The sequence below is a fragment of the Aeromonas sp. EU05-FHT14A05 genome (assembly GCF_058791175.1).
On record NZ_JBYTDH010000009.1, the window covers coordinates 91415 to 117676 of the forward strand.

General features: G+C 62.1%; 21 protein-coding genes and 1 tRNA gene. 9 read left to right on the plus strand and 13 right to left on the minus strand.

What is annotated here, in order from left to right:
- The first annotated feature begins 208 nt into the window (after window positions 1-208).
- The 6 genes from nirB to rraA all read left to right on the plus strand — a co-directional run bounded on the left by nirB (window position 209) and on the right by rraA (window position 7798).
- Entirely contained in the window at window positions 209-2755 is a 2547-nt protein-coding gene (gene nirB / locus AC3WR3_RS13940; protein WP_492292129.1) for a nitrite reductase large subunit NirB, read from the plus strand.
- A 106-nt stretch (window positions 2756-2861) separates the two neighbouring features.
- Complete coding sequence (gene nirD / locus AC3WR3_RS13945; RefSeq protein ID WP_319861933.1) at window positions 2862-3179, plus strand: nitrite reductase small subunit NirD; 318 nt, start codon at window positions 2862-2864, stop codon at window positions 3177-3179.
- 134 nt (window positions 3180-3313) lie between these two features.
- On the plus strand, window positions 3314-4126 hold the full coding sequence (nirC, locus tag AC3WR3_RS13950) for a nitrite transporter NirC (RefSeq protein WP_492292130.1): 813 nt from the start codon (window positions 3314-3316) through the stop codon (window positions 4124-4126).
- A 12-nt stretch (window positions 4127-4138) separates the two neighbouring features.
- Complete coding sequence (gene cysG / locus AC3WR3_RS13955) at window positions 4139-5545, plus strand: siroheme synthase CysG (RefSeq protein WP_492292131.1); 1407 nt, start codon at window positions 4139-4141, stop codon at window positions 5543-5545.
- 133 nt (window positions 5546-5678) lie between these two features.
- Window positions 5679-7103, plus strand: coding sequence for a magnesium transporter (mgtE, locus tag AC3WR3_RS13960; RefSeq protein ID WP_429161850.1), 1425 nt, complete (start codon window positions 5679-5681; stop codon window positions 7101-7103).
- Between the two features lie 209 nt (window positions 7104-7312).
- Window positions 7313-7798: a ribonuclease E activity regulator RraA gene (gene rraA / locus AC3WR3_RS13965; protein ID WP_005328442.1), complete on the plus strand. Its 486-nt coding sequence runs from the start codon at window positions 7313-7315 to the stop codon at window positions 7796-7798.
- A gap of 272 nt (window positions 7799-8070) precedes the next feature.
- Here rraA and AC3WR3_RS13970 read toward each other — a convergent pair whose 3' ends face one another.
- From AC3WR3_RS13970 to AC3WR3_RS13980, 3 genes are all read right to left on the minus strand, one after another.
- Window positions 8071-8745: a 7-cyano-7-deazaguanine/7-aminomethyl-7-deazaguanine transporter gene (locus AC3WR3_RS13970; RefSeq protein WP_247627556.1), complete on the minus strand. Its 675-nt coding sequence runs from the start codon at window positions 8743-8745 to the stop codon at window positions 8071-8073.
- A gap of 105 nt (window positions 8746-8850) precedes the next feature.
- On the minus strand, window positions 8851-9144 hold the full coding sequence (locus AC3WR3_RS13975) for a DUF3630 family protein (protein ID WP_492292132.1): 294 nt from the start codon (window positions 9142-9144) through the stop codon (window positions 8851-8853).
- A 10-nt stretch (window positions 9145-9154) separates the two neighbouring features.
- Window positions 9155-10582: a protein adenylyltransferase SelO gene (locus AC3WR3_RS13980; protein WP_492292133.1), complete on the minus strand. Its 1428-nt coding sequence runs from the start codon at window positions 10580-10582 to the stop codon at window positions 9155-9157.
- Between the two features lie 104 nt (window positions 10583-10686).
- Here AC3WR3_RS13980 and AC3WR3_RS13985 point away from each other — a divergent pair, with 104 nt between their 5' ends.
- A complete protein-coding gene (locus tag AC3WR3_RS13985) occupies window positions 10687-10989 on the plus strand; it encodes a c-type cytochrome (RefSeq protein WP_171272867.1) in 303 nt (100 codons plus the stop codon).
- Between the two features lie 108 nt (window positions 10990-11097).
- Here the strand turns inward: AC3WR3_RS13985 and recQ are convergent, their stop codons facing one another.
- On the minus strand, window positions 11098-12921 hold the full coding sequence (gene recQ / locus AC3WR3_RS13990) for an ATP-dependent DNA helicase RecQ (RefSeq protein ID WP_492292134.1): 1824 nt from the start codon (window positions 12919-12921) through the stop codon (window positions 11098-11100).
- A gap of 133 nt (window positions 12922-13054) precedes the next feature.
- Here recQ and AC3WR3_RS13995 point away from each other — a divergent pair, with 133 nt between their 5' ends.
- A complete protein-coding gene (locus AC3WR3_RS13995) occupies window positions 13055-13519 on the plus strand; it encodes a thioesterase family protein (protein ID WP_162519265.1) in 465 nt (154 codons plus the stop codon).
- Between the two features lie 123 nt (window positions 13520-13642).
- Window positions 13643-14170, plus strand: a complete 528-nt coding sequence (locus AC3WR3_RS14000; protein WP_139438026.1) for an AbiTii domain-containing protein — start codon at window positions 13643-13645, stop codon at window positions 14168-14170.
- 711 nt (window positions 14171-14881) lie between these two features.
- On the opposite strand, the gene AC3WR3_RS14005 is transcribed toward AC3WR3_RS14000, so the two are convergent.
- The 9 genes from AC3WR3_RS14005 to AC3WR3_RS14045 all read right to left on the minus strand — a co-directional run bounded on the left by AC3WR3_RS14005 (window position 14882) and on the right by AC3WR3_RS14045 (window position 26143).
- Window positions 14882-17860, minus strand: coding sequence for a hypothetical protein (locus AC3WR3_RS14005; RefSeq protein ID WP_342058870.1), 2979 nt, complete (start codon window positions 17858-17860; stop codon window positions 14882-14884).
- 564 nt (window positions 17861-18424) lie between these two features.
- A tRNA-Pro gene (locus AC3WR3_RS14010) sits at window positions 18425-18501 on the minus strand.
- 140 nt (window positions 18502-18641) lie between these two features.
- Window positions 18642-19367, minus strand: coding sequence for an MOSC domain-containing protein (locus AC3WR3_RS14015; RefSeq protein ID WP_265435062.1), 726 nt, complete (start codon window positions 19365-19367; stop codon window positions 18642-18644).
- 89 nt (window positions 19368-19456) lie between these two features.
- Window positions 19457-20299, minus strand: coding sequence for an ABC transporter permease subunit (locus tag AC3WR3_RS14020; RefSeq protein ID WP_025328719.1), 843 nt, complete (start codon window positions 20297-20299; stop codon window positions 19457-19459).
- Window positions 20296-21201, minus strand: coding sequence for an ABC transporter permease subunit (locus tag AC3WR3_RS14025; RefSeq protein WP_139438030.1), 906 nt, complete (start codon window positions 21199-21201; stop codon window positions 20296-20298). Before AC3WR3_RS14025 ends, AC3WR3_RS14020 begins: the two co-directional genes overlap by 4 nt.
- The gene (potA, locus tag AC3WR3_RS14030; RefSeq protein ID WP_005328474.1) at window positions 21198-22352 is read right to left on the minus strand and encodes a polyamine ABC transporter ATP-binding protein; all 1155 of its coding nucleotides are present in this window, start codon (window positions 22350-22352) and stop codon (window positions 21198-21200) included. The genes AC3WR3_RS14025 and potA overlap by 4 nt, the downstream gene beginning before the upstream one ends.
- A 76-nt stretch (window positions 22353-22428) precedes the next feature.
- Entirely contained in the window at window positions 22429-23508 is a 1080-nt protein-coding gene (locus tag AC3WR3_RS14035) for a polyamine ABC transporter substrate-binding protein (RefSeq protein ID WP_492292135.1), read from the minus strand.
- Window positions 23509-23629: 121 nt separating this feature from the next.
- Window positions 23630-24727, minus strand: a complete 1098-nt coding sequence (locus tag AC3WR3_RS14040) for an extracellular solute-binding protein (protein WP_139438034.1) — start codon at window positions 24725-24727, stop codon at window positions 23630-23632.
- Window positions 24728-24781: 54 nt separating this feature from the next.
- A complete protein-coding gene (locus AC3WR3_RS14045) occupies window positions 24782-26143 on the minus strand; it encodes an aspartate aminotransferase family protein (RefSeq protein ID WP_492292136.1) in 1362 nt (453 codons plus the stop codon).
- Between the last annotated feature and the right edge of the window lie 119 nt (window positions 26144-26262).

Consider the following 26262-nt stretch of genomic DNA (forward strand, 5'->3'; position numbering starts at 1 on the left):
TTGCCCGCCAGGCCGGCACTCAACCGGGGCCGCGCCGGGTACGGAAACCATCAACTGGTATACCCATTTATATATAAGTTTGAATTTCCTCGAATTACCCCTGAGGAGATATATAAATAGACACTTGATTTGCATCAATCGACCGCCCCCGCCGACTCGGTAGCCTAGCCTCAGAATGATGTTTTATTACTCCAAACTTGAGGCAACTATGAGCAAAGTCAGACTGGTCGTTGTGGGCAACGGCATGGTGGGGCACCGCTTCATCGAAGAGCTGATCGAGCGGGCCGACCCGGGCCGCTACGAGATCACCGTCTTCGGTGCAGAACCCCGCCCCGCCTACGATCGCGTCCATCTCTCCTCCTACTTCTCCCATCACACCAGCGAAGATCTCTCCCTCGTCAAACCCGGCTTCTACGACAAGCACGGCATCCGCCTGCTGCTCGGCGAAGCGGTGAAAAAAATCGACAGGGCCAACCGCGAGGTGCATTCCAACAAGGGCACTGTGGTCGAGTACGACAAGCTGGTGCTGGCCACCGGTTCCTACCCCTGGGTGCCGCCCATCCAGGGCAGTCAGCACCACGAGTGCTTCGTCTATCGCACCATCGAGGATCTGAAAGCCATCCGCAGCGCCGCCAGGAGCGGCAAGAGCGGGGTGGTGATCGGGGGCGGTCTGCTTGGCCTCGAAGCCGCCGGCGCCCTCAAGGCACTGGGTCTCGAGACCCACGTGGTGGAGTTTGCCCCCGTGCTGATGGCCGAGCAGCTCGACGGTCAGGGCGGCCAGCTGCTGCGCCGCAAGATTGAGTCCATGGGGGTGCAGGTACACACCAGCAAGAGCACCAGCGAGATCCTGATGCATGGCGGCGAGCAGGCGAAACACCGCCTCGCCTTTGCCGACGGCAGCCAGCTTGAAGTGGACGTGGTGGTCTTCTCCACCGGCATCCGCCCGCAGGACACCCTGGGCCGTTATTGCGAACTGGCCATAGCCCCGCGTGGCGGCGTGGCTGTCGACGATCACTGCCTCACCTCCGACCCCGATATCTATGCCATCGGCGAGTGTGCCGCCTGGCAGGGCCGCTTCTTCGGGCTGGTGGCGCCGGGCTACAAGATGGCCCAGATCACCGTCGACCATCTGCTCGGCGGCGACAGCCGCTTCGAAGGGGCGGACATGAGCGCCAAGCTCAAGCTGCTCGGCGTCTCCGTCGGCTCCATAGGCGATGCCCATGGCCGCACCCCGGGCAGCCACAGCTATGTGTTCCAGGACGATCAGGCTGGCGTCTACAAGAAGATAGTGGTGAGCGAAGACAACAGCCGATTGCTCGGCGCCGTGCTGGTGGGTGACGTGGAAGATTACGGCAACCTGCTGCAGATGATGCTCAACGCCCTGCCGCTGCCGAGCCATCCGGATACCCTGATCCTGCCCGCCTACGCCGGTGCCAAGCCGACGCTGGGGGTGGATGCCCTGCCTGAGAGCGCCCAGATCTGCTCCTGCTTCGACGTCTCCAAAGGGGACATAGCCCAGGCGGTGGCCGAGGGTCACACCACCCTGGCCGCCATCAAGCAGCACACCAAGGCCGGTACCGGCTGTGGCGGCTGTGTGCCGCTCATCAGTCAGGTGCTCAACGCAGAATTAGTGAAGCAGGGCATCGAGGTCAACAACCACCTCTGCGGCCACTTCCCCCACTCCCGTCAGGAGCTGTTCCACCTGGTCAAGGTGGAGGGGATCAAGAGCTTCGACGAGCTGCTGGCCAAGCACGGTCAGGGCCATGGCTGCGAGGTGTGCAAACCGACCGTCGGCTCCATCCTCGCCTCCTGCTGGAACGACTATGTACTGAGCCCGCTCAACATCCAGCTGCAGGACACCAACGACATCTTCCTCGGCAACATGCAAAAGGACGGCAGCTACTCCGTCATCCCGCGCATGGCCGGTGGCGAAGTGACCCCGGAAGGGCTGCTGGCGGTGGCCGAAGTGGCCCGCGACTACAAGCTCTACACCAAGATCACCGGCGCCCAGCGCATCGGCCTGTTCGGGGCCCAGAAGGATGACCTGCCCGCCATCTGGCGCAAGCTGCTGGCGGCAGGCTTCGAGACCGGTCAGGCCTACGCCAAGGCGCTGCGCATGGCCAAGACCTGCGTCGGCAGCACCTGGTGCCGCTTCGGCGTGCAGGACAGCGTCGGCCTCGGGGTCTTCCTCGAGAACCGCTACAAGGGTATTCGCACCCCCCACAAGATGAAGTTCGGCGTCTCCGGCTGTACCCGCGAATGTGCGGAAGCCCAGGGCAAGGACGTCGGCATCATCGCCACCGACGCGGGCTGGAACCTCTATGTGGGCGGCAACGGCGGCATGAAGCCGCGTCACGCCGACCTGCTGGCCTCCGATCTCGACCGCGAGACCCTCATCAAGCTGATCGACCGCTTTATGATGTTCTACGTCACCAGCGCCGACAAACTGCAGCGCACTTCGGTCTGGCTCGGCAATCTGGAAGGGGGCGTCGACTACCTGCGCGAAGTGATCGTCGACGACAAGCTGGGGCTGGCCGACACCCTGGAACGCGATATCCAACGCCTTATCGACAGCTACGAGTGCGAATGGTCGCGCACCCTCAATGAAGAGGAAGCGTTGCAGCGCTTCAGCCACTTCATCAACAGCGACAAGCGCGACCCGGACGTTCAGTTCGTCAGCGAACGCGACCAGCACCGACCGGCCACCCCGGCCGAGCGCATCCCTGTCTACCAGATCGAGGTGGAAACTAAATGATGAAATTAGCCTGCCAACTCAACGACATCATGCCGGGAACCGGTGTCTGCGCTCTGATCGAGGGGCGCCAGAATATGCCTGTTTCGCTCGATGTGGAGGTTCAATCATGAAATTCGCCTGCCAACTCAGCGACATCCTGCCGGGAACCGGTGTGTGCGCACTCATTGAAGGTCGCCAGATCGCCCTGTTCCGCCCGAGCGCGGCGGCCGAGGTGTTCGCCATCGACAACCGGGATCCCTTCTTCGCCGCCAACGTACTGTCGCGCGGCATCGTAGGTGAACACGAGGGTGAGCTCTGGGTCGCCAGCCCGCTCAAGAAGCAGCACTTCCGTCTGCGCGACGGCCACTGCCTCGAGAACGCCGCCATGTCGGTGCAAAGCTATCCCGTTGAAGTACGCGACCAGCAGGTCTGGGTCGCCGTCTGATGTCGACAAACCCCAGATCCATGTCGGTACAGGGCTACGTCCCCGTCAAAGTACGTGATCCGCAGATCTGGGGCATCGGCTAACACCATGCATATCAGGGCTGCCCGCGGGCGGCCCTCTTGAAGGAAACAAAGATGTATACCGACACCATCAACAAGTGCGCCGCCAACGCGGCCCGCATCAACCGCTTCGAGCGCAGCGACAAGCTCGGCTTCTGGCTCAGCTCCGCCATGGCGGGGGCCTATGTGGGCCTTGGCATCATCCTCATCTTCACCCTGGGCAACCTGGTGGATCCCGCCATCCGTCCGCTGGTGATGGGGGCCACCTTCGGCATAGCCCTCACCTTAGTTGTCATCGCCGGCTCCGAGCTGTTTACCGGCCACACCATGTTCCTCACCTTCGGGGTGAAGACCGGCAAGATCGCCATGGCCGACCTGCTGCGCATCCTGCCCCAGACCTGGGCCGGCAACCTGCTCGGCTCCATAGCCGTGGCGCTGATCTACTCCTACGGCGGCAGCCTGCTGCCGGACGCGGGCAGCTTGGCCCACAAGGTGGCGCTGGCCAAGACCCAGGCACCGGCCCTGACCCTGTTCATGAAGGGCGTGCTGTGCAACTGGTTGGTCTGCCTCGCCATCTGGATGGCGCTGCGCACCGAGGGTGCCGCCAGGTTCATCGCCATCTGGTGGTGCCTGCTGGCCTTTATCGCCTCCGGCTACGAGCACTCGGTCGCCAACATGACCCTGTTCGCCCTCTCCTGGTTCGGTGCCCACTCCGAGGCCTACACCCTGGGTGGTATCGGCCACAACCTGCTGTGGGTGACGCTCGGCAACACCGTCTCCGGCGCCCTCTTCATGGGCCTCGGCTACTGGTATGCCACCCCCAAGGCTGAGCGCCCGGTCGCGGTGAACGAGACCACCACCACTGCCAGCCAGACCCAAACCGCCTGATCAGGAGGCCCCATGGACTACTTGCCCATCTTTTGCCGACTCGACAACAAACCCGTGCTGCTGGTCGGCGGCGGCGAGGTAGCGGAGCGCAAGGCGCGCCTGCTGCTGGATGCCGGTGCCCGCCTCACAGTCGTAGCCCCCGAGCTCGACTCCGAGCTGGCGGAACTGGCTGCCAACGGGAGCATCGAGTGGCTGGCCGGTGAATTCGCGCCGCAGCAACTGGCAGGCAAGTGGCTGGTGGTGGCCGCCACCGATCGGCGCGAGGTGAACGCCCTGGTCTACCAGAGCGCGAACCAGGCCGGCATCTTTGCCAACGTGGTGGATGACCCGAAACGCTCCAGCTTCATCATGCCGTCCATCATCGACCGCTCGCCCCTGATGGTGGCCATCTCCTCCGGTGGCAAGGCACCTGTGCTGGCCCGCTTGCTGCGGGAAAAACTCGAAGCCCTGCTGCCCCAGCATCTGGGGGCCGTCGCGGCCTTCGCCGGCAGCCTGCGGGATCGGGTCAAGGCGCGCTTCGCCACCATGGGAGAGCGGCGCCGATTCTGGGAAAGGCTGCTCGGGGCCGACCGGCTCGGCCAGGCACTGGCACGGGGCGATAGCGCCTCTGCCCACCAGCTGGCCGACAGCCTGTTTGCCGAGGAGAGCAAGGCTCACGGCGAAGTGGTGCTGGTCGGTGCCGGCCCCGGCGATCCGGGCCTGCTCACCCTGCACGCCCTGCGCCAGATGCAGCAGGCGGACGTGGTGGTCTATGACCGCCTGGTCTCGGACGAGGTGATGGCGCTGGTGCGCCGCGATGCCAAACGCATCTTCGTCGGCAAGCAGGCGGGCAACCACTGCGTGCCCCAGGAGGGGATCAACCAGCTCTTGCTGGAGGAGGCGAAGAAGGGGCAGCGGGTGGTGCGGCTGAAGGGGGGCGACCCCTTCATCTTCGGTCGTGGCGGCGAGGAGCTGGAGACGCTGGTGGGCAGCGGCATCGGCTTTCAGGTGGTGCCGGGGATCACGGCCGCCAGCGGCTGCGCCGCCTACGCCGGCATTCCCCTGACCCACCGCGATCACGCCCAGAGCGTGCGCTTCGTCACCGCCCACGGCAAGGGGGGCGCCCGGGATCTCGACTGGCCGCTGTTGACCAGAGACAAGCAGACCCTGGTGTTCTATATGGGGCTCTCCTCCTGCTCCACCATCCGCGAGCAACTGCTGGCCCACGGCAAGGGAGGCGACACCCCGGTGGCGCTGATCGAGCGCGGCACCCAGCCGAGCCAGCGGGTCATCCGCGGCACCCTGAATGAACTGCCCGCGCTGGCGGTGGGAGTCGAGAGTCCGGCCCTTATCATGGTGGGATCCGTGGTGACCCTGGCGGACCAGCTCGCCTGGTTCGGGCAAGGAGGCGCCGCAGACGCGGCCCTGGCTTCGGCCTGATATCGCTTCATATGCCAACGCCACCTCAGGGTGGCGTTTCTTTTCCTGCATTTACTGTCATAACCTCTTGTTTTGAATTTGGTATCCTATGGAGCAAGGCCATCCGGCCAACCGAATTCAGGAATCTTGCTGCATGTCTCTCCCCCCCAAGAACAGCGCCAAACAGCGTGAACACGACAGAGCCCGCATCCTCACCCTGCTGCTGGCCGACGATGCCCTCACCGACAGCCTGCTCGATCCCCAAGGGGTGCAGGACGCCGAGCTGCGGGATCAGACCAGCGAGCTGACGCGCCTGGTCAACAGCCTGCCGGCCGCCGACGTCGCCGATGCCCTGGAATCCCTGCCGCCGGACGAGCGCCACGTGCTCTGGCAACAGGTTGACCCGGAGCGCCACGGCCAGATCCTGGTCGAGGCGTCGGAGACGGTGTGGGACAGCCTGATCAGCGGCATGAGCGACAAGGAGTTGCTGCATGCCCTGCGTACCCTCGACATCGACGACCAGATCTATCTGGGCCAGTACCTGCCTCGCAACCTGATGGGCCGGTTGCTCACCTCCATGGCCCCCGACCAGCGCGACCGGGTACGGGAGGTGATCCGCTACGGCAAGCACACCGTCGGCGCCATGATGGACTTCGAGCTGATCACGGTACGGGCCGACATAAGCCTGGCGACTGTGCAGCGCTATCTGCGCCAGCTCGGCAAGATCCCCGCCAACACCGACAAGCTGTTCGTCACCGACAGGCGCAACCGGCTGCAGGGGGAGCTGCCGCTCACCACAGTGCTGCTGCACAGACCCGAGACCCTGGTAGCCGAGGTGATGGAGAAGGATCCGATCACCTTCGATCCGGAAGACAACGACGAGGCGGCCGCCCGTACCTTCGAGCGGGACGATCTCGTCTCCGCCGCCGTGGTGGATGGCAAGGGCAAGCTGATGGGGAGGCTCACCGTCGCCGAAGTGGTGGACCTGGTCTATGAGGAGAGCGACACCGATCTGCGCCGCATGGGGGGGATCAGCGAGGAAGAAGACGTGTTCGCCCCTGTCGCCAAGGCGGTCAAGACCCGCTGGGCCTGGCTCGCCCTCAACCTCTGCACCGCCTTCATCGCCTCCAGGGTCATAGGCCTGTTCGAGCACAGCATCTCGCAGCTGGTGGCGCTGGCGGCCCTGATGCCCATAGTCGCGGGGATTGGCGGCAACACGGGCAACCAGACCATCACCATGATAGTACGAGCCCTGGCGCTGCAGCACATCCAGCCGGGCAACGTCTCCTTCCTGCTGTGGCGGGAGCTGGGGGTGGCGCTGATCAACGGCCTGGTGTGGGGCGGCACCATGGGGGTCGCGACCTACTTCCTCTATCAGGATGCGGCCCTGGGCGCCGTCATGACGCTCGCCATGGTGCTGAACCTGCTGGTAGCGGCCCTGATGGGGGTCATCATCCCCATGACCATGAGTCGGCTGGGGCGGGATCCGGCGGTGGGGGCCAGCGTGATGATCACCGCCATCACCGACACCGGCGGCTTCTTCATCTTCCTCGGCCTCGCGACCCTGTTCCTGCTCTAGCCCCAGATGGCAGCCACCAGGGTGCCCGGTACCCTGGTGGCCTCAGACCCCGGCAGCCCCGGAGGGCAGGCTCTTGTCCCACGCAGGAATCCGGGGGCGTCGCCGCGACAAAAACGGGGATTCCCGCCTCTGGGCAAGGAATAGTCGTTGAAATGCCAACCCCACTCCTTATACTGGATCCACCTGTTTCCAGCGGTGGATCTGACACAATGGAATACAACACTTCAGAACTGTGCGACATCTATCAGGACATGGTGGATGTACTCGAACCCATGCTCTGCTCCTTCGGCGGTCGTGCCTCTTTCGGCGGCGTCATCACCACGGTCAAATGCTTCGAATCGAACGGTCTCATCCGTGAAGTCGTCAAAGAGAACGGCGTCGGCCGCGTGCTGCTGATCGACGGCGGCGGCTCCATGCGCCGGGCCCTGATCGACAGCGAGATCGCCACCACGGCGGCGGAGAACGAGTGGGAAGGCATCGTCTGCTACGGCTGCGTGCGCGAGGTCGACATCCTGGAAGATCTCGACATCGGCATCCAGGCCCTGGCTGCCATCCCGGTCGGTGCCGACCACAAGGATGTGGGAGAGACGGATCTGCCGGTCAACTTCGGCGGTGTCACCTTCCTGCCGGACGATCACCTCTATGCCGACACCACAGGGGTGATCCTCTCCCCCGATGCTCTCGACATCGAATAAGCCGACACAGACTGAAGATGGGAGCCTTGGCTCCCATTTTTTATGGCTGCAACTTGCTGAAAAACAGACAAAAAAAGAGGGCCAGTAAACAACTGGCCCCTTAACTGGAAGCAATGTGAGCAATGTCGTGCCTTCACAAGAAGTCCATCACGTTGGAACGAATGAAGTCTTTCCCGGAAAACAAGGTAACAATAATCATTCTCATTTAACTGTGCAAGCCTTATTTGTAAAAAGTGCAAAAAAAATGACCACCGCGCGGGTGGTCATTCTCGTCAGGCTTGTCGTGTGGCCGTTTGCAGACTGGCCAGGCCGGCCTCTCCCACCAGCTTGCGGCTGAGGTAGCGCAGCAGCACGCCGTAGAGTGGCACGAACAATCCCAGGCTTATCAGCAGCTTGAATACGTAATCCACGGTCGCGATCTCGACCCAGTGCTCGGCCATGAAGGGATCCGTGCTGCGCCAGAAGGCGATGCTGAAGAAGGCGATGGTATCCACCAGGTTGCCGAACAGGGTCGAGGCGGCCGGTGCCACCCACCAGGCCCTGAGCAGCCGCAAGCGGTTGAACACCACCACGTCCATGAACTGGCCCACCAGATAGGCCATAAAGCTGGCCAGGGCGATGCGCGCCACGAAGAGGTTGAACTCCGCCAGGTTGCCCATACCCTGATAACTGCCTTCGAAGAAGAGCACGGAGAGCACATAGGAAACGGCCAGGGCCGGCAGCATCACGGTCTGGATAATCTTCCGGGCCAGTCCGGCGCCGAAGATCCGCACCGTCAGATCGGTGGCCAGGAAGATGAACGGGAAGCTGAAGGCACCCCAGGTGGTGTGGAAGCCGAAGATGGTGATCGGCAGCTGCACCAGGTAGTTGCTGCTGGCGATGATCAGGATGTGGAACAACGAGAGGCGCACCAGCGCCGTCTGGTGCTGAGCAGGGGTCAGATTCATGTTGTGACCTTTTTGGTTAATGGGGTTAGGGAACCCATACCGCCACCATGGCGATAATTGAGGGGCGAGATTATACGCCCCGACGCGGATAGTTCAATCCTTATGCTACGAGGCGGCTGAGTGCTGACGGCCGAGCCAGAGCACCACCTCCCTGTCGTCCGGGTGCGTCGCCTCCAGCCAGCAGCCGCTGTGCTGCTCATACTCCAGCCGCAACCGGCTGCCTTCGAACTCCAGCAGCCAGCTGTGGCGATCCGCGCCCCACTCCCGCTCGAGTGCCGCCAGTTCCCACTCCTGCAGCAAGGCCTCGGCAAGAGCCGGGAAGTTGTCCCAGTCAAGGCCCGGGCAGGCCAGCAACACCACCCCGGCCTCCCGATCCATCTGCATGACACGCCAGTTCATCTGTTGTTCCTCAACTGCTGCAAGAGAGCTCGCCACCGCAATACCACTGGGGCACCGGGGTCGCCAGATCCTCGTATTCCGGCTGCTCGTCATAGGGGCGCTGCAGGGCGGCAAACAGCCGCTCGAACGGCGCCATGTTCCCCGTCTCGGCGGCGTCTATCACCTGCTGGGCCAGGGCATTGCGCAGCACGTACTTGGGATTGACGGCATCCATCCGCACCTTGCGCGCCGCATCCTGGCTCCCTTCACGGACCAGCCGGGCCCGATAGGTTTCGAGCCACTCCTGCCAGGCGGCCGGGTCCGGCAACAGCGCCAGCAGGGAGGCGGGCCACTCCCCCTGGGTGGTCAGCTCACCCAGGCGACGCAGGAAGAGGTGATAGTCCACCCGATGTGCCGCCAGCGACTGGAACAGCTGGCGGAACAGGGCGGGATCTTCATCCTCCCAGGTCTCCAGGCCAAGCCGGGCGCGCATCAGTTCGGAGTAGTGCAGCATCAGCTGATGCTCGTACTGGGCCAGGGCCGCCGCCAGCGCATCCCCATCGATGTGGCCAGCCAGCGCCTGGGCCAGCTTCTGCAGGTTCCAGTAACCCACCGCCGGCTGCTGCTCCAGGGCGTAGCGGCCACCCGGATCCGAGTGGTTGCAGACAAAGTCCGGCACATAGGCGTCGATGAAACCGTAGGGGCCGTAATCCAGGGTCAGCCCGAGCAGGGACATGTTGTCTGTGTTCATCACCCCGTGACAGAAGCCCGCCGCCTGCCACTTGGCGATGAGGCGCGCGGTGCGCCGCACCACCTCGGCGAACAGCTCGGCACCGCTTTCCAGTTCGGGGAAGTGGTGACGCAGCAGATAATCGATGAGAGCCGGGATCTTCTCCCCCTGGCCGCTCCAGGCGAAGTACTCGAAGTGACCGAAACGCAGGTGACTGGGCGCTGTGCGCAGCACTGTCGCCCCGCTCTCGACCTGCTCCCGGTAGACGGGTTCGTCACTGCCCACCAGCACCAGGGCCCGGGTGGTCGGAATGCCGAGGGCATGGAGCGCCTCTGAGGCGAGGTATTCGCGGATGCTGGAGCGCAGCACGGCACGGCCGTCGCCGAAGCGGGAAAACGGCGTCTTGCCCGCCCCCTTCAGGTGCAGATCCCAGCGCTGGCCATCCGGCGCCAGCTGCTCCCCCAGCAGCAGGGCACGGCCATCCCCCAGGCGCGGGCTGTAACCGCCAAACTGATGCCCCGCATAGACCTGGGCCACCGGCTGCATGCCCGGCAACGGCTGCCCCTGGCCGCAGCAGGCGAGCCACTCTGCCTCGCTCACCTCACCGAGCCCCAGCTCCCCAAGCAGCGCACGGTTCAGATGCAGCAACCTGGGGGCATGCAATGGCTGGGGGGCAACGGGCTCGCAGGCCCAGGGCAGTTCGGTGGCGAAAGTGTTGATCAACTTCATGGTGATGGGGGTTGTCCCTGCGTATGCTCGTGTCACTCTTTATACCGCCGTCTGCCCGCACAGGCTAACAGGCGATCGCGCTATTTCATTTCACGGAGAAAACAATGCAAAAATGGATATATGCCCTGCCCCTGCTGGCACTGGCCTGGGGACATCAGGTCAAGGCCGCCGACATCGAAGCGGGCAAGGCCAAGGCGACTGTCTGCGCCGCCTGTCATGGGGTGGATGGCAAGGCGAGTGTCCCCGTCTATCCCCATCTGGCCGGACAGAACTCTGCCTATCTGCTGAAACAGATGAAAGCCTTCAAGGAGGGCAGCCGCACCGAGCCCCTGATGGCACCCTTCATGGCGATGCTGACCGAGGCGGATATGGAGAACCTGGCGGCCTATTACGCCAGCCTGAAATAACCGGCCTTACCCAGGCAACCCGGCCCTTTCTTGCAAAGAGGACCTTCCTTTACAGAGAGAGGCGTAAAAGTGCCCCTCCATTCTCGAGGGGAAGGCTGGGGTCACTTCCTAGCGGCGGCAATACTCGATGATAAGGTCCATAAAGGCCTCACCGAAGCGCTCCAGCTTGCGGTGGCCGACACCATTGATGGCCAGCATTTCGTCCTCGGTCATGGGCATCAGCTGGGCCATCTCCACCAGGGTGGCGTCGTTGAACACCACGTAGGGCGGCACCTCTTCGTCCTCGGCGATCTGCTTGCGCAGGGCCCGCAACTCCTTGAACAACCGCTTGTCGTAGTTGGCATTGTCGAGCAGGCCACTGCGCTTCTCCTTGCGGCTGGAGATGGGCTGCAGCCGCGGCACCGCCAGGGCCAGCGTCGTCTCTCCACGCAGCACGGGGCGGGCCGCCTCGGTCAGCTGCAGCACCAGGTTGCGGGTGATGTTCTGGGTCAGCAGCCCCTTGTGGATCAGCTGGCGGATCACGCTCATCCAGTATTCGTGGCTCTGATCCTTGCCGATGCCGTAGGTCGACAGCTTGTCGTGGCCGTGATCCTTGATGCGCTGGTTGAGGGAACCGCGCAGCACCTCCACCACATAGCCTACCCCGAAATTCTGCCCCACCCGCCAGACGCAGGAGAGCGCCTTCTGGGCATCTTCGGTGCCGTCATAGCTCTTGGGGGGATCGAGGCAGATGTCGCAGTTGCCGCACGGCTTGTCGTTGTACTCGCCAAAATAGTTGAGCAACACCTGACGGCGGCAGGTCTGCGCCTCGGCGAAGGCCGCCATCACGTTGAGCTTGTACTGCTCCACCTGCAACTGCTGGGGATTCTCTATGTTGTCGAGCAGGCGCCGCACCCGGCCTATGTCGGCGGGATCGTACAGCAGCAGCGCCTCGGCGGGGGTGCCGTCACGGCCGGCACGGCCGGTCTCCTGATAGTAGGATTCGATGTTCTTGGGGATGTCGTAGTGCACCACGAAGCGCACATTGGGCTTGTCGATCCCCATGCCGAACGCCACCGTCGCCACCACTATCTCGACGTCGTCCTTGAGGAAGCCATCCTGGGTGCGCAGCCGCTGATCCAGCGGCAGGCCCGCATGATAGGGCGCAGCCTTGCAGCCGTGGCGGGAGAGCCGCTCTGCGACCTCCTCCACCCGGTTGCGGCTGGAGCAGTAGACGATACCGCAGTTGCCCTTCTGGCTCTGAACGTAGCGCAGCAGCTGCTCGGCCCCCTTGAACTTCTCCACCAGGCTGTAGCGGATGTTGGGCCTGTCGAAGCTGGCGGTGTGGATGAAGGGATCGTTGAGTTCCAACCGGTGCAGCATGTCGCTGCGGGTCGCCTCGTCGGCGGTGGCGGTGAGCGCCACCACGGGCACCTGGGGGAACCACTGCTTGAGCCGCCCCAGCGCCGCGTATTCGGGGCGAAAATCGTGGCCCCACTGGGAGACGCAGTGGGCCTCGTCGATGGCGAACAGCCCGAGGGGTAGCTCTGCCAGTCGATCCAGAAACTCGTGCTGGAGCAGCCGTTCGGGGGAGACATAGACCAGCTTGATCTCGCCGCGGCGCATGGCGGCAAAGTTCTGGATCATCTCCTCCCGGCTCAGGGCCGAGTTGATGTAGACGGCCGCCACACCGTTGGCGCGCAGGCTGTCCACCTGATCCTTCATCAGCGAGATAAGGGGGGAGACCACCACCCCGAGACCGGGCCGCAGCAGGGCCGGGATCTGGTAACAGAGCGACTTGCCGCCACCGGTGGGCTTGAGCACCAGGGCATCGCGCCCCGCCACTATCTGCTCGATGATCTCGAGCTGGCCCGGCCGAAATTGCTGGTAGCCGAAGACCGCCTGCAGCAGGGCAAGGGGGGTATCGGGCAAGGTATCGGCAATGGCGGTCATGGGCTCTCCTTTGGGGTCGCCATTCTAAAGCAGCCGCCGCCCACAATAAACCTGCCATTGCGACTGTTAAGGAAGTGTTGCAGACTGGCTGGGGTTTTTACTCGGCTTTGATGACAGGGATCGGTATCAGAGAATGAAACAGATGTTGAAGAAGATGGCGCTCAGTGGCATTGCCAACCTGTTCGCCGAGAAGATGCCGTTCAACAAGCTCATCGGCATGCAGGTGACCCACTATGACTTCGAGAAGGTGGAGCTGCGCATCAAGATGGATGACAAGCTGATCGGCAACCCCTTTCACAACATACTGCACGGCGGCGTGACCGCCAGCCTGCTGGATGTGGCGGGCGGCATGATAGTCGCCGCCTCCTGCATCGACGAGCTGGAGGACTTCTCCCCCAGCTACCTCAAGGAGCGCTTCTCCCGCCTCGGCACCATAGATCTGAGGGTCGACTACCTGCGGCCCGGTCGCGGCAACGAGTTCATCGCCACCGCCCACATCATTCGGGCAGGCAGCAAGGTCGCCGTCGCCCGTATGGAGCTGCACAACGAAGAGGGGACCCATATCGCCTTTGGTACCGGCACCTACCTGGTCGGCTAATGGCCTTTATTGCATAAAAAGTGCGCTTCTAAGCTGATTTTAATCATTAGAATAGTTACCCCCGCCACCGGTCAGGGTCCATACTGAAAGTCGGGATTGTGTGCAGAGGGAGGATTGCAGACGATGAGCGCGATGCTGGCTACCCAACCATCCAGAGCCTTGTTGACACAGCTCGAGTCCATGCGCGAAGAAGTGCAGACGCCTGAGTGCCGTCACTGGTTGGAACAGGAGCTGGAGGGGTATTCTCTCTGCTCACCCCTGCCTTGGTATCGCATCATTGCCTGTCGGCAACGCGGTCACTTCCTGAATCTGAAGACGGGGAAATATCTGACTTGCCATATCGGCAGCCAAACGCTAAGCCAACGCGACCTGGCCCAAGTTCAGTTCATCTATGCCCGTGAACCCGCCGCCCACTATTTACTGCGTCATGATTCCCATATCGAGCCCTGGCCAGAACAGCTGCTGGAAGCGTATCGAGAGCAGTTGATCCCCGGCCATCTCTGCCTGCAGGCCTGGCACGAGCCCGTGTCTTCTCTGCGGTCACAACTGATGGAGGGAATAGCACATTTCATCAGCGAGTACCCCAAGCATGCGGCTCTGCAAACTCAGCACGGCTTCAAGGCATTGCGGCATCAACACTGGCATATCTGATCATGCGCCCGGGGCGCAAGGAGGGCACCATCGACAAGACCCACAACGAGATTGCCACAATCTAGAGTGCCGGAGTCAGGATCAGACTCCACCTGTGGGGCCACCGAGCGGTGGCCCTTTTAATGGGCGACATTCAGCACCGGACCATCTCCCCTGCATACCGACCATGCGTCTGCCAATCACGGCCAAGGCAAATAGCCCAATGCGAAGGACAGCTCATTGAACCCCATGGTATGCACCCAAGCGGAGCTGCATGGTGAGCCACGGGAAGACGGCTCTTTGAGAGCTTGCTCGATCTGCGCCTCGATGGCCTAGGGGTCTATGAACTGACGGCCTGTACTGCTGCATTGCTTCCATTGCCTCCGCAACATGTGCCATGGCACCAAGGCATCAGCCATGGCAATCAACTGCCTGGCCCTGAGCTGGCATGCAAGCTTGACGCTCACCTCATCGGGGTGCACCTATGGGCGATGCCCCTTCCGTCTGACCAGGCCCACTCTCGATAGCAAGTCCCATAACGCCCGACATACCAACACCATGTTCCTGCTGCTCCGCGTCATCGCGTCCTGTCTTTGGCATCGGGCATGAGCAGTGCGGTCACACCGGTTGTGCCACAAGCACAGGCGCCAATGGCCTTCGCTGAGGAGCGCAGACAGAGAAGAGGGGCCCGCTTGTGCGGGCCCCTCGGTTGAGCGCAACGATGCTACGCCGTTACGGTCCAGTGCACAGATAGTTGTTGTTGTACTGGTCCAGCGTCGTGGCGAGGTTGTTCGCCTCGGTCGCGAATTGGCCCTTCTTCGGATAATCCCCCATCCCGGTGAAGTTCACCGCGTAGCTGGGTGGCGGTCCATCAAGAATGGCTTGGCCCGCAACCATAGCCGTGACGGCATTCGGACACTGACCCGCCCCGGCTTGTACGTTCAACTTCGCAGCCAGCAGTTGCGCCGCCATGTTGAACGCCGGATCACTCGACTTCTGCTTGCCGCTCCCGACATCCTGCTTGCTCAGGATGCGTACGGCCTCCTGGCAGGTATCCACGAACAGCTTACCGATATAGACACCGCCACCGGCAAAGGAGGCCAGCGTCTGATCAAGCACGGGTTCCTGTTTGCCATTGGATTTGGCGCAGGACGCCCAGTTCCGCCAGAAACCTATGGTCAATGCACGGCCGCCTGGGGGCGGTGTGTTGTCGATATTGAACACCTTTGTCTCGCCCGGACCCACCTCGAAGTTGCCACAGAGAATACTGTTGTCGACATTCGGGTTGATGACGACGCCATCCGGTGGCATGAACGCATTCGGAACAAAGTTTCCGAAGTTGCTGAGCCACCCCGGACCCACGATCTCGCAGATCTGATAGGTCTGGCCCGGGATGAGCTCCTGCGTAAATGCCAGGATGCCGCCGTTCCCGGCATTGGCCGACATCGACTCCAGAGTCTCGCCGACGGAGAAGGTGGTAGCCCCCTGCCGCAGCACGAAGGTGAACGAATAGCTGCCCAAGTCGGGAAGTCCGTTCATGGTCTTGAGAACCTGTGCCCTGCCGCGTTCACGGTTAAGGAACGAACAGGAGAAGACCTTGCCTGCATCTTCCGGATAGTCGACCACAAAGTCGCAGACCTTGTCCTGGATCGGCGAGTCCGGATTGGCCGAAATCAGATCCCAACCCGTCTTGGTCGTCTCCACCACGGTATAGGTACCCTCGGCGGTGAGGAGCAGATCGAGGCCAGCGCTCTGGAACTTGCTATAGCCCGCACCCGCACCGACGTCTTGCGTACTCAACAGCCCACCGCCCGGACCATACAACTTGAAGGTCCAGTAATAGTCGTCATCCGAGTTTTCGAGTGCCGGCTCCGTGGTCTTCTGCACCTGCGCCTTGGCAGGCTCGTCTGTCGGTTCGTTCAGGAAGTCGACGGTTGCCGCACAATGGGTCGCGATGCCGTCTTCGAGCTGGAGATCCACCGTCCTCGGGTTCGGATACTCGGCTGGATCGCGCGGGTCAGCCAGACCGACAGGGACGCCAATGTCGCTGCCTGCGGCAAAGAACACGCTGCTCACCTCTTCGACATAATAGGTGTCGGGAACCAGGCCCCACGCCGTGACGGATTGCGTCGTCACGCCTCCTCCCGTGAAGGTAATGACCTTGGTCTTGCTGAACGACTCGTCATTGGCACGGGTAATGTGGAATGTTATCTCGAGTTTCTCACCCGCATCCAGGAAGTTGGGAATGCTCTTCTGGATCGTGAGCTTGGCCTTGGCCGAGGAAGCGATCGGGATCTGCAGCTCGTTGGTGCTGGCCGCAAATCCGTCCGAGGCGGTCAGGTAGGCGGTGTCTCTCAACATGCCCGTCGTGACGCGCTTGGGATCGTCGAGATAAACCATCTTCTCAAAGGTGATGGAACCACTGTCTGTCTGGCCAGTCGTCTGCCACCCTACCTCGCCGTCCGTCTGCGTGTCCGCCAGGTAGCCATCCAGGAAGTCGCCGAACGACGGCACCCCGACCGCATACATCAGACCCACTCCGTCGATCTCCTCCACGTCCTTGATGGTCGTCGACGCATTCGTGACCTCGCCCTGCTGGATCTGGGCGTTCGCGACCGCCGTCGTGGTGCCCGGAACCGGGATGCCGGTTGCCTTATCCGTATAGGTCCCTGACACCTCATTGTGCAGCCAGTCACCGACCTTGCCCGCCGTCGCCGCGTCGAATTCGACCGTGAATTCGGCGACCATGCCATTGAAGCCGGCAGCGAGGTCGAATGGACCCTCGTTATAGGTGTCGAGCAGGGTACCGGTGTTGTCCGATCCCTTGTACAGCTTGTCGGTCAACTCGACGGTGATCGTACGCGCGGCTGGATTCTTCGCATTCAACACTATGTTGACCGCAACCTTGCCACCGATGACTTCCGCCTTGGTCCAGGTGACAGTGATCTGGACGGGAAGGGAGGTCGGCGCATCGCTGCGGCAGACGTTGCCAAAGTCCAGCGAATCTTCGGTCCCCTTGGAGATATTCCAGGTCTGCTCCGCGCCCTGGTGGGCCGTCATCGTCTTGGAAATCTCTTGCGGCTCTATCTCCTTCACCGGGATGGAGACGTCGCGTGCACCAGCCCCTCCGGTGTCGAGATCCTCGGCCAGGAGATTGGCGTGCAGCGATGACCCCGGGAACAGGTGCGATCCCAGGGCCAACCGGCCGTAGTAGTCATAGACACAGGTGGTATTTTTCGCCTGTGTGACCGTGATCAGCCGGTAAATCGAGACGTCGGTTCCGCCAATGCCGGGATCCAATTCCGTTTGCGGCGTCGACTGGGCTGCCGCACAGGACGCACTCGACTTGCCCACATTCAGCACCGGGACCGAAATAATGTCATATCCGGGTTTGCCTGCATCCTCGTTGTCCAGTACCACGCCAAGGGTGTACATCTGGCTGGCAGGGGCGGAGTTGCCGGCCTGCAGCGTGATGCGATAAGGAACGAGGTCGAGTTCGTTCCACGTCTTGCCTAGGTTACCAGTGGTGTAGTCCGCGTCGGGGCAGATAAAGGGACCGCCATCGGGGAAGGTGAAGTTCGCGTCTTTGCGACACCCCTCCAAGGTAGTCTGCACCCCAACGGGATCGGCGGCCTGCGCCGGCGGCGTGCCGAGCAGCCCGAGCGTGAGCAGGGCTCCCAGCGTCGTCTTCCATCGTTTGCTGACGAACATGTCGATGTCTCCTTGACGTTGTCCTTGTGTGGCCGGGTAGCATCGTTCGACACGAGCACCCACGACCGCCGGTCGTCATGACGAGAGCGATAGAGCAAGTCGTGTGCCAGTGAATGTGAGGTGCAAAAACAAGGGGTTACGGAGATCTGCCGCCGGACGTGTCACAGGCATGAAACACATGGCACCGAACGATCCGTCGGGACGGGCCACAAGTCGTTGATAACTGGACCAAACGAACATGGTGCATGATGTATCGCGATTGATACTCGCGGTGCCGGTGCCTGACGCACCCTGCCCCGTCGAGCGACCACGGCAGGGGTGCCCGCGACTTGAAAGTGGTCTGTCAATGAGCGTCTGGTGCTGGCGAAAGCGGTGAAAGCAGCGTGACTGGCTCAAGGGGGTTGAACGGGATGCGCATGGCCATCCCGAGGAATATGCCCTTGCATGAGGGGTAATGCGCCGAGCGAACAAGGACAATGACGAGGATATTCAGAGGAGAGCTCCTACAGCATGGAGGCAGTCCAAAATGCGAAAAGGCCGCTCGATGAGCGGCCTTTTCTAATGTGGTCGGTGTGAGAGGATTCGAACCTCCGACCCCTTCGTCCCGAACGAAGTGCGCTACCAAGCTGCGCTACACACCGATGTCTGCGGGGCGAGAATTTACCGAAAGCCCCGACATGACACAAGCCTTTTTTTGCATCTGCCGTAAAAAAAGGGCTTTACGCTCAATAATCCAGCGTTTCATGGCGATACGGAGCACCGGGCTCGTCCAGGTGCTCAGTTACGCCTTTGGCGGCAGCTGAAACTCGGCAGGTCCCAGCAGACGCCGACTCCAATCGGCAACGACCCCGTGCTCCAGCCAGTGGGCCGCATGCTGGCGCCAGTTTGGAGAGAGCGCCGGGTTGTCCAGCAGCAGTTGCAGGTCCCCTTCGTGGCGGGCCTGGTTGAACAGGATGTCGGCGGTGCGCTTCACCGTCAGCTCGGGATAGGGCCTGTCCATCAGCAGCAGTTCATCCACCGGGGCCACGCGCCCCTCCTCCAGCACCCGCAGCAACCAGCCGCAGCGGCCGCTGAGCTGCATCACCTGGGAGAGGTGCGGGTAGCCAAAGCGTTGATTGAGCTTGAAGCAGGGGGATCTCGGCTGGCTGATCTGGATCAGGGCGGCGCCGAGGCGATAGACATCGCCGATGCAGGCCTGCGCCTCTGTCAATCCGAGGCCGGAGAGGTTTTCGCCAAAGGCCGCCGGCTGCCAGGAGGCTCGGGGGGCAGGCAGACCCAGCGCGGTTTGCCAGCTCTTCCACCAGGGGTAGTGATCCGCAGGGTAGTAGTGCAGGGCGCGATCCGGGCCGCCGTGATGGCGCTTGTCGCTCTGCTCATCGCCCTCCAGGCCCGAGAAGCCGCACCACAGGGGATGCCCTGCCTCATGCTTGTCGATGGCACTGACGAGTCCGGGGGCGAGTTCGGCATTCATCTCGGCGCTCTGGCCGATAAAGAGGGAGATCCGCATTCCATTCTCCTGACGGATGAGAGAATGCGGATCTTAGGGGCTGTTGAGCCGTCGGCGCAAGCCGTGTTACTGCGTCAACAGCCCCGGGGTCAGGCGACGGCCTGCATCTGGGTGGTCATGGCAATCTCGGCGCGGCGGCGTTTCTCCGCCCTCGCCATCAGGTACCAGCTGCCGAAGGTGAACAGCGACACCGACAGCAGGATCAGGCTCGCCACCGCGTTGATCTCGGGTTTCACCCCGAGGCGCACCGCCGAGAACACCTCCATCGGCAAAGTAGTGGAACCCGGACCCGAGACGAAGCTCGCCAGCACCAGATCATCCAGCGACAGGGCGAACGACATCATGCCGCCCGCCGCCAGCGACGGGGCTATCATCGGGATGGTGATGAGGAAGAACACCTTCCACGGCTTGGCGCCCAGATCCATGGCCGCCTCCTCGATGGAGAGATCCAGCTCCCGCAACCGCGCCGACACCACGATCGCCACATAGGCGGTACAGAAGGTGGTGTGCGCAATCCAGATGGTCAACATGCCCCGCTCGGCGGGCCAGCCCACCAGCTGGGCCATGGCCACGAACAGCAGCAGCAGCGACAGACCCGTGATCACCTCTGGCATCACCAGGGGCGCCGTCACCATGCCGCCGAACAGGGTGCGGCCACGGAAGTGCGGGATCCGGGTCAGCACGAAGGCCGCCACTGTCCCCAGCGCCACCGCGGCGATGGCGGTGTAGAAGGCGATCTCCAGGGAGCGGAACACGGAGCCAATCAACTGTTTGTTGTCGAGCAGACCGAAGTACCACTTGAGCGACCAGCCCCCCCACACAGTCACCAGCTTGGAGGCGTTGAAGGAGTAGATGACCATGATGATCATGGGCAGGTAGATGAACAGCAGCCCCAGCCAGAGCATCAGCTTGGCAAAACCAAAGCGCCTCATACTTTCCCCTCCAGCTCTTTGGCCTGGTTGCGGTTGAACAGGATGATCGGAATGATCAGCACCGCCAGCATCACCACCGCCAGGGCGGACGCCACCGGCCAGTCACGGTTGTTGAAGAACTCCTGCCACAGCACCTTGCCGATCATCAGGGTCTCGGGGCCGCCCAGCATCTCGGGGATGACGAACTCGCCCACCACGGGAATGAAGACCAGCATGCAACCGGCGATGATGCCGTTCTTGGAGAGCGGCACAGTGATCTGCCAGAACCGGGTCAGGTTGCGGGCGCCGAGATCGGAGGCCGCCTCCAGCAGGCTCTGGTCATGTTTGACCAGGTTGGCGTAGAGCGGCAGCACCATGAACGGCAGGTAGGAGTAAACGATGCCGATGTAGACCGCCAGGTTGGTGTTGAGGATCTGCAAGGGCTCGTCTATCACCCCTATCCCCAGCAAGACGCTGTTGAGCAGGCCGTTGTTGCTGAGGATACCCATCCAGGCGTAGACCCGGATCAGGATGGCGGTCCAGGTCGGCATCATGATGAGCAGCAGCAGAACTGTCTGGGTCTCCTTGTTGGCCCGCGCAATGGAGTAGGCCATGGGATAGCCGATCAGCAGGCAGAGCAGGGTGCTGATGAAGGCCATCTTGAGGGAGCCCAGATAGGCCGCGATATAGAGCTCATCCTCCTGCAGCAGCAGGTAGTTGCCCATGTTGAGCAGTATGGTGAGCTGATTGTCGGCCCAGCTCATCACGTCGGTGTAGGGCGGGATCGCCACATCCGCTTCGGCGAAGCTGATCTTCACCACTATGACGAAGGGCAGCAGGAAGAACAGGAACAGCCAGAAGAAGGGAATGCCGATCACCAGCTGGCGTCCCCCCATCTGCTTGAGTCGTCTCAATGCCTTCATGATTGCAGCACCACGCCGCTGTCATCTTCCCAGTAGAGGAACACCTGGTCATCCCAGGTTGGCCGCTTGCCGTGGCGTTCGGCATTGGCGATGAAAGCCTGAACGATTTTGCCCGAGGGCAGCTGGATGTGATAAACCGAGTGACCGCCCAGATAGGCGATGTCATAGACCTCACCCTTGGTCCAGTTGAAGTCCGGATGCTCGATCTCCTCCGGCTTGTGCAGGCTCATCAGCAATTTTTCCGGCCGCAGGGCGTAGGTCACCTTCTTGTTCTCGGCGCGGGAGCTGATGCCGTGGCCCACGTAGATGGGCTGCTCCAGATCCGCGCAGGCGATGGTGGCGTGGTCCTGTTCATCTTCCACCAGCAGGCCGTCAAACAGGTTGACGTTGCCGATGAACTCGCACACCAGCCGGCTGGCCGGGGTTTCGTAGATGTCCATCGGGCTGCCGATCTGCTCGATGCAGCCGAGGTGCATGATGGCGATCCGCTCCGCCATGGTCATGGCCTCTTCCTGATCGTGGGTCACCATGACGCAGGTTACGCCGACTCGCTCGATGATCTCCACCAGCTCCAGCTGCATCTTGGAGCGCAGCTTCTTGTCCAGCGCCCCCATGGGCTCATCGAGCAGCAGCAGCTTGGGGCGCTTGGCCAGCGACCGGGCCAGGGCGACCCGCTGGCGCTGACCGCCGGAGAGCTGGTGCGGCTTGCGACGGGCATACTGGGTCATCTGCACCAGCTTGAGCATCTCCTCCACCCGGGCGTCGACCTCTGCCTTGGGCAGGCCATCCTGCTTGAGGCCGAAGGCGATGTTCTGCGCCACCGTCATGTGGGGAAACAGGGCGTAGGACTGGAACATCATGTTGATGGGACGTTCATAGGGCGGCATGTCGGTAATGTCGACCCCATCCAGGAACAGCCGCCCCTCGGTGGGGCGCTCGAACCCGGCCAGCATCCGCAGCAAGGTGGACTTGCCGGAACCTGAACCACCCAGCAGGGCGAAGATCTCGCCCTTGTGGATGTTGAGAGACACGTTATCGACCGCCAGCGTTTCGTCGAACTGCTTGCTTACCCTGTCTATTTTAACCAGCACTTCTTTACGCTGCTGGCTGCCCTCGAGGGCTTTCTTGTAGGCACTGGAGGCTATCGCCATTACCAAACTCCCAAAGGTGATACCGGCCGGGGCCGATCCATCAATACAATCTGGCGCCCCGGGATGGGCGCCAAGGTTAGGTTCCGGACTTGATCTTGGTCCAACTCCGGGTGATCAGGCGCTGCACCGAGCGGGGATGTGCTTCCTGCACATACAGACGCTCCAGCACCGCCTGGGGGGGATAGACTGACTCGTCATCGCGCACGGCCTTGTCCATGAACTCTCCCGCCTTGAGGTTCGGGTTCGCGTAGCCCACGTAGTCGCTCACCTTGGCGATGACCTGCGGCTCGAGAATGTAGTTGATCAGGGCGTGAGCCTCTTTGACGTTGGTGGCATCGGAGGGGATCGCCATCATGTCGAACCACAGATTGCCCCCCTCCTTGGGGATGCTGTAGGCAATCTTGATCCCCTTGCCCGCCTCGTCGGCCCGGGCCGCCGCCTGCAGTATGTCACCGGAGAACCCCGCCGCCACACAGATGTCGCCATTGGCGAGATCCCCTATGTACTTGGAGGAGTGGAAGTAGGTCACATAGGGCCGCACCTTGAGCAACTGCTCCTCGGCACGCTTGAGATCCGCAGGATCGTGGCTGTTGGGATTGAGGCCGAGGTAGTTCAGGGCAGCCGGGATCATCTCGTCCGCCGAGTCGAGGAAGGCCACCCCGCAGTGGGAGAGCTTCTTCATGTTTTCCGGCTCGAAGATGGTCGCCCAGGAGTCAATCTTGTCGACCCCCAGCACGGCCTTCACCTTCTCGACGTTGTAACCTATGCCGTTGGTGCCCCACAGATAGGGCACGGCGTACTGATGGCCCGGATCCACCTTGTCGAGCTGCTTGAGCAGCAGGGGATCCAGGTTGCTCAGATTGGGCAGCAGGGCGGGATCCAGCTTCTGGAAAGCCCCCGCCTTGATCTGCTTGGCCAGGAAATTGTTGGAAGGCACGACCAGATCGTAACCGGTGCGTCCGGTCAGCAGCTTGCCCTCCAGCGTCTCGTTGGAGTCAAACACGTCGTAGACGGTCTTGATCCCGGTCTTCTGCTGAAAGTCACTGAGGGTGGTCTCGCCGATATAATCGGACCAGTTGTAAAAATGAACCACAGGGGCTGCCTGGGCCAGATTTGCAAACCCCAGGGTCAGGGCCAGCGTTGCCATCTTGGTCATGTGCACGTATCAGTCCTCGTTTGTGTGATTTTGCCAGTCGCGCATCCATACGCGCCGTCCAACCTGTCGGGTGGTCACCACCCTCCCGGCCGAACTGCGGACCGGGAGGGGTACTCGTCACTTACTTACCTGATTTGATCTTGGTCCAGCTGCGGGTCATCAGACGCTGCACCTTGGCCGGCAGATCCGGGAAGGTGTAGATCTTCTTGAGGGTGTCCGCCGTCGGGTAGATGCCCGGATCGTTGCGGATCGCCTCGTCCACCAGCGGAGTCGCTGCCTTGTTGCCGTTCGGGAACTGCACCACGTTGGTGATGTTCGCGATCACTTCCGGCTTCATCAGGTAGTTGATGAAGGTGTGGGCTGCCTCGACGTTCTTGGCGTCCGCCGGGATGGCGATCATGTCGAAGAAGCTGCCGGCCCCCTCTTTCGGAATGGTGTAAGTCAGGCTGACACCGTTCTTGGCTTCGGCGGCACGTGCCTTGGACTGCTGCAGGTCACCTGAGTAACCCACCGCCACGCACAGGTTGCCGTTGGCCAGATCCGAAATGTACTTGGAGGAGTGGAAGTAGGCGGTATAGGGGCGGATGGAGAGGAACAGCTCCTCTGCCTTCTTCAACTCGTCCGGCTTCTGGCTATCCGGCTTGAAGCCCAGGTATTGCAGGGCGGCCGGCAGCATTTCGGTCGGCGAGTCGAGGAAGGAGACACCGCACTCCTTCAACTTGGCCATGTTCTCCGGCTTGAACACCAGATCCCAGGAGTTGACCGGCGCATCGGCACCCAGCACGGCCTTCACCTTCTCGGCGTTGTAGGCGTAGCCAATGGTGCCCCACAGGTAAGGGATGGAGTACTGGTTGCCCGGATCGCTCGGTTCGAGCGCCTTGAGCAGATCGACATCCATGTTCTGCCAGTTGGAGAGTTTGGACTTGTCCAGCTTCTGGAAGACGCCTGCCTTGATCTGCTTGGCCAGGAAGGGGTTGGACGGGACGACGATGTCATAACCCGAACTGCCCGCCAGCAACTTGGCTTCCAGCACCTCGTTGCTGTCGAACACGTCGTACACCACCTTGATGCCCGTCTCCTTCTGGAAGTTTTCCAGCGTATCCGGCGCTATGTAGTCGCTCCAGTTGTAGACGTGCAGCACCTTCTCGTCGGCCATCGCCCCGGTACTCATCATGACCAGCGCCACGGAAGCAGCCATCATTCCCTTTTTAAAAGACATAGTCCTTGTCTCCTAAGCAAATTGTATGCGTAAGCCAATCTGCCCGGTTTCAGCCTATTCCTGCAGCTTTGCAGCCGTCAGATCCAGACTGAGCCTGGCCAGTTTGACCAATTCATCCACCTGTTCCTCGGTGATCACCAAGGGGGGCGATATGATCATGGTATCGCCGACAGCCCTCATCACCAAGCCATTGTTAAAACAGAACTCCCGACAGATCATCCCGGCGTGCAGTTCGGCCGGGAAACGACGTTTCGTCTGTTTGTCCTGGACTATTTCCAGCGCGGCGACCAGGCCTTTACCCCGGGTTTCTCCCACCAGCGGGTGATCGGCGAGCTCGCTCCAGCGGCGCTGCAAATAGGGGCCGATACTATCATGAACGCGCTTAACTATGCTCTCACTTTGCATAAGCTGGATGTTGGCGATGGCCACGGCGCAGGCCACCGGATGACCGGAATAGGTGAAGCCGTGGTTGAACTCGCCCCCCTCCTCCACCAGCACCCTGGCGACCCTGTCCCCCACCATCACGGCCCCCATCGGCAGGTAGCCCGAGGTGATGCCCTTGGCCAGACACATGAGGTCAGGCTTGATGCCGAAGCCTTCGCTGGCAAACCAGTGACCGGTGCGGCCGAAACCGCAGATCACCTCGTCGGCGATGAGCAGGATGCCGTACTTGTCACAGATGCGCTGGATCTCGGGCCAGTAGCTGTCGGGCGGAATGATGACGCCGCCGGCCCCCTGGATAGGCTCGCCGATGAAGGCCGCCACCTTGTCCACCCCCAGTTCCAGGATCTTCTCTTCCAGCTGGCGGGCACGGGCCAGGCCGAACTCCTGGGCGCTCATGCCCTCCCCCTCGCCGAAGTGATAGGGCTGATCGATGTGAACTATGCCGGGAATGGGCAGGCCACCCTGGGCGTGCATCCCCTTCATGCCCCCCAGACTGGCGCCCGCCACCGTGGAGCCGTGGTAGGCGTTGTGGCGGCTGATGATCACCTGCTTGTCCGGCTGCCCCTTGCTGGCCCAGTAGTGGCGCACCATGCGCAGCACTGTGTCGTTGCACTCCGAGCCCGAGCCGGTGAAGAAGACGTGGTTGAGATGGGGCGGCGTGATCTCGGCCAGCAGGGTCGCCAGTTCGGCGGCGGGGGGATGGCTGGTCTGGAAGAAGAGGTTGTAATAGGGCAGTTGCTGCATCTGTCTGGTGGCGGCATCCACCAGCTCCTGGCGGCCATAACCCAGGTTGACGCACCACAGGCCCGCCATCCCGTCCAGGATGCGGCGCCCGTCGGAGTCTTCCAGATAGACCCCCTCGGCCTTGGTGATGATGCGGCTGCCCTTCTTGTTCAGGGCCTGAAAGTCGGTAAAGGGATGCAGGTGGTGGCTGGCATCCAGTTGCTGCCACTCGCGGGTGGTCTGCTTCATTGCTTGCTCCTCGGTTCCTTCGATTTAAGCGATTTAAGCGATCGTCGTGTCGTCATCCATGGGCTGGCCCACGGGCACGGTGCGGCCGCGAGCGGGCGCCATCGGCCGCCCCTCACGAG

Excerpts from the sequence above, each read along its gene's own strand:
- AC3WR3_RS13980 (WP_492292133.1), bottom strand. The coding sequence starts at position 10,582 with ATGAAGTTGATCAACACTTTCGCCACCGAACTGCCCTGGGCCTGCGAG.
- AC3WR3_RS13970 (WP_247627556.1), bottom strand. The coding sequence starts at position 8,745 with ATGAATCTGACCCCTGCTCAGCACCAGACGGCGCTGGTGCGCCTCTCG.
- AC3WR3_RS14005 (WP_342058870.1), bottom strand. The coding sequence starts at position 17,860 with ATGTTCGTCAGCAAACGATGGAAGACGACGCTGGGAGCCCTGCTCACG.
- AC3WR3_RS14045 (WP_492292136.1), bottom strand. The coding sequence starts at position 26,143 with ATGAAGCAGACCACCCGCGAGTGGCAGCAACTGGATGCCAGCCACCAC.
- nirC (WP_492292130.1), top strand. The coding sequence starts at position 3,314 with ATGTATACCGACACCATCAACAAGTGCGCCGCCAACGCGGCCCGCATC.
- AC3WR3_RS13995 (WP_162519265.1), top strand. The coding sequence starts at position 13,055 with ATGAAACAGATGTTGAAGAAGATGGCGCTCAGTGGCATTGCCAACCTG.
- AC3WR3_RS14035 (WP_492292135.1), bottom strand. The coding sequence starts at position 23,508 with ATGACCAAGATGGCAACGCTGGCCCTGACCCTGGGGTTTGCAAATCTG.
- AC3WR3_RS13975 (WP_492292132.1), bottom strand. The coding sequence starts at position 9,144 with ATGAACTGGCGTGTCATGCAGATGGATCGGGAGGCCGGGGTGGTGTTG.
- nirD (WP_319861933.1), top strand. The coding sequence starts at position 2,862 with ATGAAATTCGCCTGCCAACTCAGCGACATCCTGCCGGGAACCGGTGTG.
- AC3WR3_RS13985 (WP_171272867.1), top strand. The coding sequence starts at position 10,687 with ATGCAAAAATGGATATATGCCCTGCCCCTGCTGGCACTGGCCTGGGGA.
- AC3WR3_RS14015 (WP_265435062.1), bottom strand. The coding sequence starts at position 19,367 with ATGCGGATCTCCCTCTTTATCGGCCAGAGCGCCGAGATGAATGCCGAA.
- AC3WR3_RS14020 (WP_025328719.1), bottom strand. The coding sequence starts at position 20,299 with ATGAGGCGCTTTGGTTTTGCCAAGCTGATGCTCTGGCTGGGGCTGCTG.
- mgtE (WP_429161850.1), top strand. The coding sequence starts at position 5,679 with ATGTCTCTCCCCCCCAAGAACAGCGCCAAACAGCGTGAACACGACAGA.
- AC3WR3_RS14000 (WP_139438026.1), top strand. The coding sequence starts at position 13,643 with ATGAGCGCGATGCTGGCTACCCAACCATCCAGAGCCTTGTTGACACAG.
- AC3WR3_RS14025 (WP_139438030.1), bottom strand. The coding sequence starts at position 21,201 with ATGAAGGCATTGAGACGACTCAAGCAGATGGGGGGACGCCAGCTGGTG.
- cysG (WP_492292131.1), top strand. The coding sequence starts at position 4,139 with ATGGACTACTTGCCCATCTTTTGCCGACTCGACAACAAACCCGTGCTG.
- potA (WP_005328474.1), bottom strand. The coding sequence starts at position 22,352 with ATGGCGATAGCCTCCAGTGCCTACAAGAAAGCCCTCGAGGGCAGCCAG.
- recQ (WP_492292134.1), bottom strand. The coding sequence starts at position 12,921 with ATGACCGCCATTGCCGATACCTTGCCCGATACCCCCCTTGCCCTGCTG.
- rraA (WP_005328442.1), top strand. The coding sequence starts at position 7,313 with ATGGAATACAACACTTCAGAACTGTGCGACATCTATCAGGACATGGTG.
- nirB (WP_492292129.1), top strand. The coding sequence starts at position 209 with ATGAGCAAAGTCAGACTGGTCGTTGTGGGCAACGGCATGGTGGGGCAC.
- AC3WR3_RS14040 (WP_139438034.1), bottom strand. The coding sequence starts at position 24,727 with ATGTCTTTTAAAAAGGGAATGATGGCTGCTTCCGTGGCGCTGGTCATG.